Here is a 15,960-nt window from a genome sequence, read left to right on the forward strand (position 1 = left end):
CACCTGTCGGCCCCGCCGGGGCTCGCGCCCTACGAGGCGTTGTCCTGTGCCGCGGCCTCCGCGACCAGTTCGGCGACCAGGGCGATGAACCGGTCGGCGGAGGAGTTGCTGTAGAACTGGCGGGTCGTCACCCTGGGCAGGCCCCGGGACCGCAGCTCGGAGAGGAGCCGCACGACGAGCAGCGAATTGCCGCCCAGCTCGAAGAAGTTGTCGCTGGTCCGCACCGGGACGCCCAGGAGATCCGACCAGACCGCGAGAACGGTCCCGGCGAGTCCGTCATCGGTGCCCTGCCCGGAGTCCGGCCCGGAGGCGGGTGCCTCTTCGGTACGCGGAGCCGACGGCTCCGGTTGTCCGAGCCTGGGCTCGGGCAGCCGGGAGGTGTCCAGCTTGCCGTTGAGGGTCAGCGGGATGTCGGGGACGGCGGTGATCGTCGCCGGCGTCATGTAGTCGGGCAGCACCCGGCGGGCCGCGTCCCAGGCCCGCTTCTCGGTGCCTTCCGCGCCGAGCACCACATAGGCGTCGATCCGGGTGCTCGCGGAGTCGCCCGGGGTCTCCTGGCGCAGAGCGACGGCCGCCACCTCGACGCCCGGTACGGCGAGCAGCACGGAGCGGATCTCGTCCAGCTCGATGCGGTGCCCGCGCACCTTCACCTGGTTGTCCAGGCGGCCGAGGTGGTCGAGCCGCCCGTCCGGTCGCAGCCGCCCCCGGTCCCCGCTGCGGTAGACGCGTGCACCGGTCAGCGGATCGTCGACGAAGCGCTCGGCCGTCAGCTCGGGACGGCCCAGGTAGCGGTCGGCGACCCCCGCGCCACCGACGTGGATCTCTCCCGCCGCACCGGGCGGCAGCAGCCGGCCGTGGGGGTCGCGTACCGACACCGACCAGCCCGGCAGCGCCCGGCCGACCGAACGGGAGCGTGCCAGCACTTCGGCGGGCGTCACGGTCTGCGCGGTGACATGGACCGTGGTCTCGGTGATGCCGAACATGTTGACGAGCCGGCACCGGCTCGGCGAGTACCGGGTGAACCAGGGGGCGAGGCGCACCACGTCCAGCGGCTCGCCGCCGAAGACGACCAGGCGCACCGCCAGCCCCGCCTCCGGCCCCGACTGCCGGTCCGCCTCGACGAGCTGGCGGAACGCCGAGGGGGTCTGGCTCAGCACCGTCACCCGTTCCGAGGCCAGGAGCTCATGGAACTCGTCGGGGGCCCGAGCCACCCAGTAGGGGACGACGACCAGCCGTCCGCCGGTCAGCAGAGCGCCCCAGATCTCCCAGACCGAGAAGTCGAAGGCGCTGGAGTGGAAGAGCGTCCACACGTCGGCGGGGGTGAGCCCGAAATCCGGGGCGGTGGCGTCCACGAGCGCGGTGACATTGCGGTGCGGTACCACGACCCCCTTGGGGCGGCCGGTGGAGCCGGACGTGTAGATCACATAGGCGCTCGCCGCGCCCGCGTCCGGCCGCTCCCGCTCCGGGTCCCGGCCGTCCCTCCTGCGGGCGGAGCCCCGGGCGGCCCGGTCGGCGCCGATTCCCTCCAGCTCCTTGGGGCCGATCACCCGTACGCCGTCGATCCTGGGGAACGTCTCCGGGTCCCCGACGACCACGCGCACCCCCGCGTCGGACGCCGTGTAGCGCAGGCGCTCCTCGGGATAGCGGCTGTCCATGGGGACGTAGGAGCAGCCCGCCTTGAGTACCGCCAGCAGGGCCACCACCAGCCCGGCGTCGCGGTCCAGGCACACGCCCACCCGGCCGGAGTCCGTGCCGAGCGCGGCGAGCCCCTCGGCCATCGCCTCGGCGCGTTCGTCCAGCTGGCGGTAGGTCAGCTGCGTGGAGTCGTCGGTGAGCGCGATCGCGTCGGGGCGGCTGCGGGCCGTCGCGGCGATCCGTCCGTGGATCGTGGCGGGGGTGCCGGGCGGGGGCGCGGCGGTGGGGGAGCCGAGCCCTCCCAGGCGCAGTACCTCCGCGGCCTCGGCCGTGCTCAGCGCGCTCACCGCCGAGAGCGGCGTGTCACCGGGCAACTGGGCCAGCTGAGCGGCGACATGGGCGATCCGGCCCGCGAACATGGCGCCGACCTCGGGATCGACATCCCCCTCTTCGAACCAGCAGGTGCCGGTGGCCGAGCCGTCCGGCTGCTGTTCGACGTGCAGCGTGACCGGTGCCGGAGGTGCCAGGAACGGCAGATGGCGGACACCGGGCAGGGACCGGCCGAGCACCAGGAGCACCCCGGCGGGCTCCTGCGCCGGGGCGGTGGCGCCGGGCGGACCGGACGTCTCCGTACGGCAGTGGCCGAGGTGCCCGGCGACGGTTCCGGTCTCGTCCACGGCCAGGGCGAGGGCGGCCGGGCCGCCGGTGGGCGCGTCCTCGGGGACGACGTCCAGACGTACCTGCGGCCGTCCCTCGTAGCGGGCCAGGGCGAGGGAGACAGCAGCGACGGCGAGCGCGTCGCCGGGGACCGTACCGGCGGCCGGGGCGGGGAGGCGGAACGCGACGCGCCGGAACTGCCCGGCCCCGGTGGGGGAGCCGAGGCCCCACTCCGGGGCGGGCCGGGGCGCGGCGTCCCGTGTTGGTCGTTCCGGAGGGGCCGACGGCACGAAGTCACCGGCCGCCCCCTCCGGACCGTCGAGCACCTGCGCGGCCAGCCGGGTCAGCGCTTCCCGGGAGACCCGGTCCCGGGCCGCGACGAGCACCAGGTCGGCGGCGTCGTCGGTGTACTCGACCAGCACGGCCCGCAACGGCGGCCCGGCGGGATGCACGGGCCGTTCGGCCTCGGCACGCACCGCGGCCGCGCCCCGGGCGTCGTCGGAGGAGGCGGCGGCCCGGCGCGTCCACAGCCGCGGGGTGCCCGGCCCGAGCCGGTCCGCCACCGCTCGGGCCAGCCGCTGCTGTGCCTCCACCGCGTCGACCGGGCACGCGGCACGGACCACGAGGCTGTGGGACGCGCGGCGCAGATCGGCCGCACGGGACGGACTTCGGGATTCCGGACGGGCCGGAGCGGGTCGGTCCGCCGCAGCCGCGGACGGCGGGAAAGCGGAGACTGTTACGGCCATGGACGGCCTCCTGCCAGGTGAGAAGGGGTGGGACGGGTCGCGGGGCCGATGTCAGCGGGCGCTGAACCCGCCGTCGACCGTGAGGGCTGTTCCCGTGACCTGCCGGGAGTCGTCCCCGGCGAGCCAGACCGCCGCGCCCGCGACGTCCCGCGGCTCGATGAGCGCGTTCATCGGCTGGTCCCGGACGAACACCTCCTCGTGCTCGCCGACCGCCACGTCCAGGGAGCGGGCGATCTCCGAGAGCATCCGGCCCTCGACGAGGGGGTCGTCGCGCACGGATCCGGGGCACAGGGCGTTCACCCGCACCCCGAAGGGGGCGTAGTCCAGTGCGGACGCCTTGGTCAGGCCGATGAGTCCGTGCTTGGCGGCGACGTATCCGGCGAAGTGCCGGTAGCCGACCAGGCCGGCGGTCGAGGAGACGTTGATGACGCTGCCCGCCCGCTGCTCGATCATCTGAGGGACGACGGCCTTGGTCATCCGCCACGCGCCCGACAGATCGATGTCGAGCATGAGCGACCACTCCGCCTCGGTGATCTCATGGGTCTGCTTGCCGGAGGGGGTGGCGATACCGGCGTTGTTCACCAGGATCTGGACCGGACCGAACCGGTCGAGGGCCTGGCCTGCCGCGTCCGCCACCGCCGCCGGGTCCCGCAGGTCCGCCGCGGCGGTGGCGACGGCCGCCCCGTGCTTCTCGCAGAGCGCCGCCGTCTCGGCGAGCTGGGCGGCCGAGCCGAGCGGGTAGGGCACGCCGTGCAGGTCCTCCGCGACGTCGAGCAGAAAGAGATCGGCGCCCTCCTGGGCGAATCGCACCGCGCAACTGCGGCCGAGCCCGCGGGCCGCCCCGGTGATGACGGCGGTCTTCCCTCGCAGCAACACGCCGGCCTCAGCCGGCGGGCGTGTCGGAGGGGCCGGAATCCGTACCGCTCAGCTCCGCGGAGACGGCGTCCAGGACGCTCTGCGGGGAATCCACGAGGTACATGTGGCTGCCCGGGACCTCGCGGTAGCTGAAGCCGCCGGTGGTGGACGCGCTCCAGCCGTGCGCCTGCTCGCGGGAGACGAGCACGTCGTCCGCGCCCCGCAGCGAGGTCACCGGCACGGACAGGGGGGTGTCGGAGGCGGGCTTGTAGTTCTCGTGCATCGCCACGTCCGTCCGCAGGAGGGGGAGCAGCAGCTCACGCAGATCCGGATCGTCGAACGCCTCGTGCCGGTATCCGGCGAATTCACCGATGCGGCGGACGAATTCGTCGTCGTCCATCCCCGTGGCGCGTTCGGCGCGCCCGTCCCAGGGGCCCGGGGACCCGCTCACGAAGAGACGGCTCAGGCGGGTGCCGCCCAGCAGTTCCACTTCACGCGCCAGCTCATAGGCGAGCACCGCGCCGAGACTGTGGCCGAACAGACCGAACGGTGCCTGCCGGCCCACCAGGTCGACCACCTTCGGCGCCAGCGCCTTGGCCGCCTCCGCGACATCCTCGTAGGGCTCGTCCAGAAAGAGCTCCTCGCGGCCGGGCAGTTGGAGCGGCACCACCTGGATTCCATGTGAACGCAACGCGCTCCACGGGCGGTAGAAACCGGCGCCACTGCCGGCGTAGGGCAGGCATATGAGTGAGAACGAAGCTGCCGACATGGACTTCTCAACCTCCTACACGCCACGCCGGGACCGCGGTGCCCCGGGCACGGCTTCACTTCAGCGGATGTCTGTCGCGGGGGCCGAGGCGGATGGCGGCACACGGCGGTGCGGGACGGTCGTCCCGGGAACCGGTGGGGACGGGGCCGTCACCACCCGGTATTCGAGGTGGAGGACGTACGAGCTTCCTCGCCGCACCGTCACAACCACCTTCCGAGTGTGCCCAGCTTTGACCGTTGGTGATCATACAGGCCAACTTGCACGCACTCTCGGGAAATTGAAGATCAGATGGTGTGGGACAGCTCCCTGCTCCCGGCACCCCACACTTCCCGTACCCCACACCCCCCCGTATCCAACACTCCCGGTATCCAACACCCCCCGTATCCAACACTTCCGGTACCCAACACCCACTGTGCCCGACACTCCCCGTGCCGGACGCTCCTCCCCGGCACCCCCGACGCCCCCCGACGCGGCCGGAACGCCACCGATTCCCTGGTTCCCCTTGCCTGGAACGTCCCGGCCGAGCAGAGTGGGCCACACGCGCCGTCCCGTACTGGGCTGACGAACCACGCCCATTTCCAGTTCCAGCGGCGTCGTGCAGGTCCCGGACGCCGCCCGAACCAGGGCCGTGCGCGGGAAAACACTGAGAGGGGGGTCATGTCTCAGCGTGAGAACACATCCGAGGCCGGTCATTCTCCGGCCGATGCGGTACGCCGTTACTACCGACTCGTGGACGAAGGCGACATAGACGGCCTTGTCCAGCTGTTCGACACCACGGCCGAATACCTCCGGCCCGGATACGAGAAACTGACGGGCCATGAGGAGCTGACGCGCTTCTACCGTGAGGAGCGTGTCATAGAGAGCGGACGACATTCCGTCTCGAAACTCGTCCACGACGGTCAGGACGTCGCGGTGCACGGTGTTTTCGAGGGAAAGCTCCGCGATGGAACGCATACCTCGTTACGATTCGCTGATTTCTTTCAGCTGACACCTTCGGGGACCTTCTCCCGACGCGAGACGTTCTTTTTCGCGCCGATGGTCTGATCCGTATTCCCGGGATACGGGAATACTCCTGGAGCGCCTTCGGACTACCGGGCGCGGGGCACCACGATGGCGGTGGCGATCAGTCCGTCGGCGACCGCCCATCGGCCGGTGAACTCGCCGCCCGGTACTTCCGGAGCGGGGGTCAGCAGCTTCGCGTGGAAGGTCTCGTCGCTGTCGAGCGTGATGTCGGCCTGGTCGAAACCCAGCCACCGCCCGGTCAGCGGGAACCACGCCTTGTAGACCGACTCCTTCGTGCTGAACAGCAGCCGGTCCCAGCACAGGGCCGGGTCCTTCGCCCGGAGTCCCGCCATCCGGCCGGCCTCGGACGGCAGCGCTATGGCCTCCAACACCGTTCCCGGCAACGGAAGATGGGGTTCCGCGTCGATGCCGATGCTGAGCACCTCGGTCGCGCGGGCGACGGCCGCCGCGCGGTAGCCGTCGCAGTGCGTCAGGCTTCCGACGGTCCCCTCGGGCCACCGGGGCGCGCCGCGCTCCCCGCGCAGGATCGGCATCGGAGGGATGTCGAGCCGGGCCAGGGCCTGCCGTGCGCACCACCGGGCCGTGGTGAACTCGCGGCGGCGCTTCTCCGCGGCCTGCCACACCATCTCCACCTCCTCACCCATCAGGAAGGCGTCCTGGGGATCGACGAAGGAATCGACGACGGCGACCGGCGGGGACATCAGCTTCTCGATCACCCCGGCATTCTAGGACCTCGCACACGGTTCCTGCCGGGCCCGCGCACCGGTTCGTCGTCACTGAAGTCCCGTCATCACCATTTGAAACACCGTTGACATGTCCGGCGGAGGCAGGACAAGCTTGAGGTTCTGGTGGCGCCCGGCTGGGGCGACCGGGCTGACGTGGTATTGGGCAGCCGCCAGGATCGTAATCATCACGGGGGCGGGGAGATTCAGTTGTGCGTGCATTGAATTCCTTCGAGTGGTAGCGGGCGTTTCGGAAGAAGAGCGCCGTCACATCCGGAGCAGCGGCCGATCGGCCGTGCTTTCCGCGCGAATTCACCGCTGACGGCGAACACTCTCACGGCATTCCGGGCGCGGATTCGCACGCGCTCCTGACACCTCGACCGTCCGGGTTCGAACCCGTGCGAAAAGAAGCCCTCGGTCCTGTGCTCCACGTCCATGGAGCACCATGCCCGAGCGGCCGGTTCGGCGAGCCCGCCGAGCGCTGACAAGTCGAGGACTTCGCAAGGGGATCGACACCTCCCCTGCCCTTCCAGACCATCGACACCTCGACGTGGGGAAAGAACGCCTCGTGGCCCATGATGTGTTTCCGTCACGCGCACCGACCCGACAGACACCGAAGACACCACGGACACCGCAGTCCCCCCGGAGGGCGCCGAGCACGCGGCCGGCCACCGTCGCCGTTCCCGAACTCGTGGTGGCACCGGTGACGATCACTCCGACGAAGCCGCTCACACCGACCCATGTGAAGGGCCTGTTGTGGACCGACATCCTCGTCAAGGCGAGCGCCGCGGTCACCGGGGTGCGGCTGGTGTGGAACAACCGCATGGCAACGCTGACCACGCAGTCGACGGCCTTCTGGCACCATCTCGACCTGACCGAACCGGACACCGACTGGAGCGGCGAATCGGAGACCGGGATCGGCGAACGCTACCTCCGCTTCCACGCGGAACACCGGGAGCCCGATCCCCGCGCACTCGACTCCTATCTGGAACGTGCCGACCAGGACGGCTGGATCCACCCCGCGAGCCGTCGCATGCTGGAGCTGTGGCGCGCCGAGCTGGATCTGTTGGGCGTCGGTGACCTGGGACTGGGCGAGGACCGTCCCCTGGCCACCGGGACACGACCGGTGATCGCGGCGCTGGCGGAGCGGGACCTGATCATCGATCACCGGCGCTTCGGCGGCCCCCTCTACCTCGACGGCCCCCGCTGGGGCATGCCGGTGCGGCAGCTCATCAGCAGCTCGGGACACCCCAACTACCTCGTGCCGATCCTGCGCGAGCTCGTACCGCTGATCCGCCCCGGCCGGATGTTCCTGCTCATCCACGACGAAGAACTCACCGCCGACTACCTGCTGCTCACACGGGTGCTGACCGAGTTCGGCGCCGCCGTGACACGTCTCGGCCTCAGCCGGGTGCCCATCGGCGGAACGGTCCGCTCCAGTCGGTACGGCGGCTGGAAGGGAACGACGCTCTCCGATCTCTCGGCCACCCCCGGCTCCGCCGACCGGGCCGCGTACCGGCTCGGAATGCGGCTGTACTTCGCCGGAGCGCTGCACCGGCGCTCCGCGCAGTCGTTCCGGATGGACCTGCTGCGCCGATGCGTGGGCCACGCCGCCCGCCTGCTGGAACGCACCCCCGACGGCCCCGCCGACCTGACGGGACAGCAGGCGGTGTCGGTGCTCTCCCGCTTGCAGGCCCGGCCCGGCTACGTCGATCCGTACCGGCTGACGTCCGCCGTGCGCGGGAGACGGGCCGCCCTGCCGGCCCCCGTGCTCCGGGCGGTCTACACATGAGCGAGGCATGGACACCGCCCGGGACACCGCCCGGGGCCCGGCACGACACACAGCCGGACGCCCGGCCCCACGTACCGTACGAAGCGCGGTCCGACGCGGACCTGCTCACCGCCGCGGCGCGGGCCCGTCTGCGGGCGGCCCGGGACGGCCTGGGGGACGGGTCGGTGCCCTGGGGCGTGGGCGTGGCGGTCGTGATGGCCGACCTCGACGCGGCGACGTTCATCGCCGGTGCCGCCGACTTCGCCCTGGGGCTCCCGGCCGACCTCGGCGAGGGCTGGTACCGGGCCTTCACCAGAACGGTGTTCCTGGCGGGCCGCCCCGCCACCGTGGCCGCCCGGCACCCGGGCGGCCGGACCACCGCGGGCGCGCCCTACGCGTGGTACGGACCGGCCCGCCGCGGCGAACTGCGGTCGCTCTCAAGGCTGTTGCGCGCCTTCGACGGACCGGCGCCGATGGACGTGGCGACCGGACCGATGACGGTCACCGTCCCGGGCGGGCAGCCCTCGGGACACGTGGTGGACGCGGCGGTCGCGATCGGCGGGGTCAGTACCGGCGCGTACCTGGTCCATGTGCACCACCTCGTGGCGGAGGCCGCCCTGCGCGGCCTGATCCGGCGCGGTGACACCCTCCGGGTCGACCACCGCAAGTCCCTCGACCCCGCCGAGTTCCGCGACCTCCTCGCCCCCGCCCGTGCCGACCGGGTCCAGACGCGGATCACCCGCGACCCGTCAGAACCCCACCACCCGCGCCTGTACGGCGTACTGGAATCGAACCGTCTCCAAGGAGGCCACTGAATGCAGGCCGAACGCGTACAGGCGGAGCACCGCCGCCTGCTGGACAGTCTGGACCGCCCCGAGGAGGTGCAGCGCGACCTCCTCGCCGGAATCCTGGAGCAGCACGCGGACACCTCGTTCGGCCGCGAGCACGGACTGGGCGCGGTACGGGACATCGACGCGTTCCGCCGGGCCGTGCCGATCCGCACCCACGAGGAGCTGATGCCCTGGATCGGGCGGGCCATGGACGGCGAACGGAACGTGCTGACCACCGACGACCCGGTCGTCTACTTCTCGTCCAGCGGAAGCACCGGCCGAGAGAAGCACATCCCGGTCACACCCAGCTACATGCGGCAGACCTTCCTGCCCTTCTACTACGCCGCCTTCGCCCCGCTGCTGCGGACCCTGCCCCAGGCGCTCGCCGCCCCCGACGGGGTGCTGAACCTGTGGCAGGACCCCACCGCGCCGATCGCGCGGGCCCGCAACGGGCAGCCGCACATCGGCGCCAGCCAGGTCGACTACCGCAAGTTCGGCGAGGACTCCGCGGTCGGACCGGGCAACGCGGCGCCGTGGAGCCGCATCCCCGACGAGCTGGCCGCCGCCGGACCCTGGGACCGCAGCTACTACAAGCTGCGCCTCGCCGCCGAGCAGGACATCAGGGTGGTCATCGGCGTCAACCCGGCGATGGTCGCTGGCCTCCCGTACCAACTGCGCGAACTGTGGCCCCGGATCGTGCAGGACATCAGGGCAGGCACCCTGGACGGGCGCCCGCACACCACACCGAACCCGGAACGCGCCGACGAGATCGAGCGCTACGCCAGGACGTTCGGCACCGTCCACCCGTACCACCTGTGGCCGCGCCTGTCCGCCGTCCTCGTCTGGAACAGCGCGCTCGCCTCCCTGTACCTCCCCCGGGTCCGGGAGACGTACGGACCGGGCGTCCAGCTGTTCTCCGCGCCCATCGCGTCCTGCGAGGGACCGGCCGGGGTGCCGGTCGACCGGCACCCCAGCGGCGCACCCCTGTATCTGCCCGGATGCGTGTACGAGTTCGTCCCGGCGGACGGGCCGGTCACCGCCGACAGCCCGACGCTGCTGCCCACCGAACTCGACGAGGGGCGCGACTACCACCTCGTGTTCAGCCACATCGGCGGCATGTACCGGTGCGCGGTCACCGATCTCGTCCGGGTCGTCGGCCACATCGGACGCACCCCACGGATCGAGTACGTGGGCCGCAACACCGTCCGGTCCGCCGCCGGGGAGAACCTGACCGAGGCCGCCGCGCTGCGCGCGCTCCGCGCCGCCTGCCAGGACACCGGCGCGGAGATCCGCAACGCCACCTGTCGCCTGGACCCCGGGGAGAGCGGGACCGGCGGGCGCTACCGCCTCGCCGTCGCCTTCGCGGGCCCGCCCGTGGCTGACCTGGCCACGGCCCTCGACACCCGTCTGTCGGAGCACTGCCCCGGCTACGGGACCGGCCGCCGGACCGGGGCGATCGCCCCCGTCGAGGTGGTCACCGTCCACCCGGACGCCTTCCTCCGCGAGTGGGAACGCGCCATACGGGCCGGGCAGCGCCCGCCCCGGGTCAAGGACCGCGTCTTCCTCCCGGGCGACGACGCGTGGCACCGGATCACCGCCACCGGACCGGAGAGTTCCGGCTGACGCCGCGACGGCACCGGGCCGGGCGGGAGCGGTCCGGGCCGTCGGCGGCAACGAACACCACGACCGTCCCCACCGGGTGCGCGCACCGCTGCGCCGCGGCCCGGCGGAACGACGTCCGACGTTGAGAGGGAAACGCTGTATGACCGACACCATCCCCGGCCGGGGGCAGTACACCGAGGACGCCCGAAGAGAGCGGCTGAACTGGTTGCGCGAGCGCAACGGAACAGCGCTGGCGTCGCTGGAGAGCACCGGGCTGACGGCACAGAACCTGGTCGGCAACGTGGAGAACTTCATCGGCTCGGTCGAGGTGCCGGTGGGTCTCGCCGGACCCCTGCTGTTCGTCGGGGACGCGGCACGGGGGAGCATCGTGGCCCCCTTCGCCACCTCCGAGGGCGCGCTCGTCGCCTCGGCGTCCCGCGGCGCGCGCGCCATCAGCGCGTCCGGCGGCGTCACGACGGCGGTGCTGTCCCAGCGCATGACCAGGGCGCCCGTGTTCGAGTTCGCCGACATCCCGACCGCCCAGCGGTTCACCGCCTGGCTGCACGGACAGCGCGCCCGGCTGGAGGAGCAGGTGGGCCAGGTCTCCCGGTACACCCGCCTGGTCGACATCGACCCGTACCAGATCGGCCGCTACCTGCACGTACGGTTCGTCTTCGAGACCGCCGACGCCGCCGGGCAGAACATGACGACGGCGGCCACCTGGCAGATCTGCCGCTGGCTGACCGGCGAACTCGCCGACGACGAGGAACTGCGCCCCCGCGACATGCTCCTGGAGGGCAACCTCAGCGGCGACAAGAAGGTGACCACGGGCTCCATCCTCGCCGGACGCGGCACCCGGGTGACCGCCGAGGCCCGGCTGAGCCGCGAGGTGGTGGCATCGGTCCTCAAGACCACCCCCGAGGCCATGGTCAAGTGCTACACCGCCACCCTCCTCGGCGCCCAGCAGGCCGGGATGACCGGATACGGGGTCAACGCCGCGAACGTGGTCGCCGCCCTCTTCACGGCGACCGGACAGGACGTCGCGTGCGTCCACGAGTCGGGGGTGTCCCTCTTCTCGCTGGAGATGGACGGCGACCACCTGCTCGCCACGATCCTGCTGCCCAACCTGGTCGCGGGCACCGTCGGCGGCGGCACCGCACTGCCCCACCAGCGCGACCTGCTCACCGCGCTCGGCTGCGCGGGCGCGGGCGGTGTCCGGCGGTTCGCCGAGATCGTCGCCGGGTTCGCCCTCGCCCTCGACGTGTCCACCATGGCGGCGGTGGTCAGCGGCCAGTTCGCCGACGCGCACCAACGACTCGGCCGGGCCCGGCGCGTCGACTGGCTGCAGGACGGCGACCTCGACACGGTGCTGCTCCAGCCCGTACTGGCCCAGGGGCTCGGCGATCCGCGCCTGCACGTCACCGGGGTCGGCACGGCCCCCCAGCTGTACGGCGACGGCATCTCCAGCGAACTCGGCGCGCTGGGGGAGCGCCGCAAGCTGACCGGCCTCCACCCGCTGACGGTGAGCTGGACCGACGGCGGCGGAACGGCCCGCACCACCGAGATGGTGGCCAAGGTCAAGCCACGCGGCGAGGAGGTCGTCGCGGGCATCGCGATGCTGGTCTCGCTGTGCGGCCCGGAGGTGGCACGGGCGTGGAACTCCTGGGGAGCCGACACGGAGTTCACCGACACCCACCGCCGCGAACCGGCGGTCTACCGGCGCCCGGAGCCCGTGCTGACCGGCCTGCTCCCGCGCTGCTACGGGGTTCTGGAGGACGACGAGCGCGAGGCGTACGTCATCCTGATGGAACGGCTGCGCGACGACGGCGGACCATGGACCCCCGACCGGATCGACGAGGCGCTGCGCGCCATCGCCGGGGTCCACGGACACTGGCTCGGCCGTGACCAGGACCTGCTCGACGAGGGCTGGCTGCACCGGGTGCCGGAGCCGGCCCACCTGGCCAAGTCGCGGGAGCTGTGGGAGGCGCTGGTGCGCCACGCGGCGGCGGAGCTGCCCGCCCTGGTCGACGCCTCGCGCGAGGCCGTCCTCCTCGGCATCGTCGAGGACACCGGATACTGGTCGCAGGAACTGCAGGCGCTGCCCCGGACCCTCGTCCACAACGACTTCAACCCGCGCAACATCGCGCTGCGGGACGGCCGTCCGGTCGTGTACGACTGGGAGCTGGCCACCGTCGACGTCCCGCAGCGCGACGTGGTGGAACTCCTGGCCTTCTGTCTCGGCCCGCGGGCCACGGCGCAGGAGGTGGACCGCTTCCTCGCGGTGCACGCGCGGGCCGTGGCCGCGGTGTCCCCCAAGGCGGCGGCCGCCGTCGCCCGCCCCGGCTGGCACCGCGGATACCAGCTGGCGCTGCGGAAGTTCATGACGACCCGGCTCGCCCTGTACGCGGCCGGACACGGCCAGCGCGAGTTCGACTTCCTGCCCCGGGTGCTGGAGACGACGTTCCGCCTGTGGGACCTCGAACAGCCGCGGGACGGTGAGTGACATGAGAGTCGCCCTGGTCGGCATCGACGGCACCGGCAAGACCACGGTGCTGCGCCGCATCCACGAGCGGGACGGCATCGCCGTCGTCCACGCCATACGGAGCCACGACGACCCGGAGAGCCCCTTCGCCCCGCTCTCCCTGGCCCTGGCCGACGCGTCCGCCGCGGCCGACGCCCTGGGCAGGGTCCAGCTCAAGGTCGCCGTGCTCTACCTCCAGCTGTGCCTGTACGGTCCGGCCGAACGGCAGGCACTGGAGAACGGCCCGCTCCTGCTCACCGACCGCCATCCGCTCATCGACCCGCTGGTGTACCTGCCCCTGTTCGGGCGCGTCGAGCGGCACGAGGAGCCCGGCGACGACATCGAGACCTGGTGGGGCAAACAGGACCCGGCAGCGGCACGAGCGGTCCGGGACTGGCTCCGGACGTGCTCCGGCGGCACGGACCCCTGGTCGCTGGGGACCGAGCTGCTGCGCCTGGGCACCAGATCCGGGCCGGAGATCCACGACGAGCTGAGCCGTCGGCTGGGCCTGACGACCCCCGAGGCGGTGCTGCTGCTGGACCTGCCCGTCGCACAGGCCCTGCGGCGCACGAGGGAACGCACGCGTGGCGGCGAACTGCACGAGACCACGGCCTTCCTGTCCGCGACACGGCAGCGCTACGACGAGGTCCTGGACCGGCTGGGCGCGGCCCGGCCGGACGTCGCCGTCCGGCGCATCGAATGTTCCGGCCTCTCCCCGGACGGAGTGGCGGAACAGGTGCGCGGCGTGCTGGCCCAGCTGCGCGGCCGGTGAGGCTCAGTCCCGGATGTTCCAGCCGTGGTCGCGCAGGCCGGTCATGAGGGCCCTGGCCGAGGCGGGGGCGACCGCGAGCTGGACATGGCCGACCTGCTGATCGGTGGAGTGCTCGATGGTGACGTCCTCGATGTTCACCCCGAGGGCGCCCGCCTCGCCGAAGAGGCGGCCGAGTTCGCCGGGCTGGTCGCCGAGGACGACGGTGACCGTCTCGTAGCGGGTGGGCGGCGCGCCGTGCTTGCCGGGGATACGGGCCCGGCCGGCGCCGCCGCGTCGGATCACCGCCTCGATCCCCTCCGCACCGGCCCGCCGTTCGGCCGGGTCGTCGGCCTGGAGGGCGCGCAGCGCGGCGACGGTGGCGCCGAGGTCGGCGGCGACCTCCTCCAGGACGTCGGCGACCACGCCCGCGTTGGCGGAGAGGATGTCGACCCACATCGCGGGATTGGCGGCGGCGATCCGGGTGACGTCGCGGACGCCCTGGCCGGAGAGCCGGACGGCGGTCTCGTCCGCGTGCTCCAGCCGGGCGGCGACCAGCGAGGAGACCAGCCGCGGCGCGTGCGAGATCAGCGCCACGGCACGGTCGTGCGCGGCGGCGTCCATCACGACCGGCGTCGCGCCGCAGAGCGCGATCAGCTTGAGGGCGGCGTTGAGCGCCTCGGTGTCGGTGCCGGTGTCGGGGGTGAGCACCCAGGGCCGTCCCTCGAACAGGTCGGCGCGCGCGGCCAGCGGGCCGGAGCGCTCCCGGCCTGCCATCGGGTGACCGCCGATGTAGTGGGTGGTGTCCAGGCCCAGCGCCAGGATGTCCGCCCGCGGCCCGCTCTTCACACTGGCCACATCGGTGTACCAGCGGGCGAGGCCGCGGCGCCGGCAGTCGGCGAGCGCCGCGCCGACCAGGGCCGGGGGCACCGCGATGATCGCCAGGTCCACCGGGTGGCCGGGCCGTTCGGTGGTGCCCGCGCCGAGCGAGGCGGCGGTGCGGGCCGAGTCCGGGTCGGCGTCCTCCAGGTAGACCCGCAGCCCGCTCCGGGTGAGCGCGAGGGCGGCCGAGGTGCCGATCAGTCCGGTGCCGATGACGGCGGCATGGCGCATGGGCGGTTCACGTCCTCTGGAACGGTTGGATGCGACGGGGTTGGTTCCTCCGGCCCGCGATGCGATCCGGCCGGGGGCCGACGCCACCGCACGACGGGCGCGCCGGCCCACCGCGTCAGACGGACCCGGCCGCGCCGGGGAACGCCTCGCCCGCCATGCCGGCGGTGAGCGTGGTGCCGTCGGCCGGGTCGATCAGCAGGAACGAGCCCGTGCGGCGGTTGTCGGCGTAGTCGTCCAGGGCCAGGGGCTCGGCGGTGCGCAGCACCACGTGGCCGATGTCGTTGACGGCCAGGCCCCGGTCGTCGGAGCGCCGTTCCAGTGTGTCGATGTCGATCCGGTACGTGATGTCCTTGACGAGGGCGCGCACGGTGCGGGTGGTGTGCTTGAGCAGCACCTTCTCCCCGATGTGGAGCGGACGTTCGTCGAGGTGGCAGACGGTCGCCTCGATGTCCTGGCTGGGGACGGGGGCGGGGCCCGCCACGATCATGTCGCCGCGCGAGACGTCGGTGTTCCCGGCGAGGCGGACGGCCACCGACTGGGGGGCCCAGGCCACGTCGGTCTCCCTGCCGACGGCGTCGATGCCCACGACGGTGGTGGTGCGGCCCGAGGGCAGCACGGTGACGGTGTCGCCGATGCGCAGGACACCGGAGGCGAGCTGACCGGCGTAGCCGCGGTAGTCGGGGTGCTCGGCGGTCTGCGGGCGGATCACGTACTGGACCGGGAAGCGGGCCGGTTCCCCGCTCGGGTCGCTGCCGACCGGGACGGTCTCCAGATGTTCGAGCAGGGTCGGGCCGCCGTACCAGTCCATGTGCGCGGACGGCTCCACGACGTTGTCGCCGGCCAGCGCGGAGACCGGGACCGCCACCACGTCACGGACGCCGAGGGAGGCGGCGTAGGAGGTGAACTCCTCGGCGATGGCGGCGAAGACGGGCTCGGCGTAGTCGACCAGGTCCATCTTGTTGACGGCC

11 protein-coding genes and 1 pseudogene are annotated in these 15,960 nt (G+C 72.5%); 6 read left to right on the plus strand and 6 right to left on the minus strand.

Annotated elements, in window-relative coordinates; translation table 11 throughout:
* Positions 1 to 29: 29 nt before the first annotated feature.
* The 3 genes from ACFVFH_RS29305 to ACFVFH_RS29315 all read right to left on the minus strand — a co-directional run bounded on the left by ACFVFH_RS29305 (position 30) and on the right by ACFVFH_RS29315 (position 4,662).
* On the minus strand, positions 30 to 2,915 hold the full coding sequence (locus ACFVFH_RS29305; RefSeq protein WP_383774060.1) for a non-ribosomal peptide synthetase: 2,886 nt from the start codon (positions 2,913 to 2,915) through the stop codon (positions 30 to 32).
* 174 nt (positions 2,916 to 3,089) lie between these two features.
* Positions 3,090 to 3,914 (minus strand): SDR family oxidoreductase, encoded by an 825-nt coding sequence (locus tag ACFVFH_RS29310; protein WP_383774062.1) that lies wholly within the window; start codon positions 3,912 to 3,914, stop codon positions 3,090 to 3,092.
* 7 nt (positions 3,915 to 3,921) lie between these two features.
* The gene (locus tag ACFVFH_RS29315; RefSeq protein ID WP_383774064.1) at positions 3,922 to 4,662 is read right to left on the minus strand and encodes a thioesterase II family protein; all 741 of its coding nucleotides are present in this window, start codon (positions 4,660 to 4,662) and stop codon (positions 3,922 to 3,924) included.
* A gap of 657 nt (positions 4,663 to 5,319) precedes the next feature.
* Between ACFVFH_RS29315 and ACFVFH_RS29320 the strand changes: the two genes are divergently transcribed.
* Positions 5,320 to 5,706, plus strand: a complete 387-nt coding sequence (locus ACFVFH_RS29320; RefSeq protein WP_383774066.1) for a nuclear transport factor 2 family protein — start codon at positions 5,320 to 5,322, stop codon at positions 5,704 to 5,706.
* 44 nt (positions 5,707 to 5,750) lie between these two features.
* Here ACFVFH_RS29320 and ACFVFH_RS29325 read toward each other — a convergent pair whose 3' ends face one another.
* On the minus strand, positions 5,751 to 6,401 hold the full coding sequence (locus ACFVFH_RS29325) for a 4'-phosphopantetheinyl transferase (RefSeq protein WP_383774068.1): 651 nt from the start codon (positions 6,399 to 6,401) through the stop codon (positions 5,751 to 5,753).
* Positions 6,402 to 7,110: 709 nt separating this feature from the next.
* On the opposite strand from ACFVFH_RS29325, the gene ACFVFH_RS29330 reads away from it, so the two are divergent.
* The 5 genes from ACFVFH_RS29330 to ACFVFH_RS29350 all read left to right on the plus strand — a co-directional run bounded on the left by ACFVFH_RS29330 (position 7,111) and on the right by ACFVFH_RS29350 (position 13,903).
* Positions 7,111 to 8,199, plus strand: coding sequence for a hypothetical protein (locus tag ACFVFH_RS29330; protein WP_383774070.1), 1,089 nt, complete (start codon positions 7,111 to 7,113; stop codon positions 8,197 to 8,199).
* Positions 8,196 to 8,993 (plus strand): DUF6182 family protein, encoded by a 798-nt coding sequence (locus ACFVFH_RS29335; RefSeq protein WP_383774072.1) that lies wholly within the window; start codon positions 8,196 to 8,198, stop codon positions 8,991 to 8,993. Before ACFVFH_RS29330 ends, ACFVFH_RS29335 begins: the two co-directional genes overlap by 4 nt.
* Complete coding sequence (locus ACFVFH_RS29340; protein WP_383774074.1) at positions 8,994 to 10,631, plus strand: GH3 auxin-responsive promoter family protein; 1,638 nt, start codon at positions 8,994 to 8,996, stop codon at positions 10,629 to 10,631.
* Between the two features lie 139 nt (positions 10,632 to 10,770).
* Positions 10,771 to 13,113 carry a phosphotransferase gene (locus ACFVFH_RS29345; RefSeq protein WP_383774076.1) on the plus strand — a complete coding sequence of 781 codons (2,343 nt, stop codon included), beginning with the start codon at positions 10,771 to 10,773 and terminating at the stop codon, positions 13,111 to 13,113.
* 1 nt (position 13,114) lies between these two features.
* Positions 13,115 to 13,903: a hypothetical protein gene (locus ACFVFH_RS29350; RefSeq protein WP_383774078.1), complete on the plus strand. Its 789-nt coding sequence runs from the start codon at positions 13,115 to 13,117 to the stop codon at positions 13,901 to 13,903.
* Positions 13,904 to 13,906: 3 nt separating this feature from the next.
* On the opposite strand, the gene ACFVFH_RS29355 is transcribed toward ACFVFH_RS29350, so the two are convergent.
* Positions 13,907 to 14,992 (minus strand): prephenate dehydrogenase, encoded by a 1,086-nt coding sequence (locus ACFVFH_RS29355; protein ID WP_383774080.1) that lies wholly within the window; start codon positions 14,990 to 14,992, stop codon positions 13,907 to 13,909.
* 115 nt (positions 14,993 to 15,107) lie between these two features.
* A pseudogene (locus ACFVFH_RS29360) lies at positions 15,108 to 15,960 on the minus strand (hypothetical protein); the annotation flags it as partial.

This window comes from Streptomyces sp. NPDC057697 (assembly GCF_042799335.1).
In the GTDB taxonomy this organism is placed as follows: domain Bacteria; phylum Actinomycetota; class Actinomycetes; order Streptomycetales; family Streptomycetaceae; genus Streptomyces.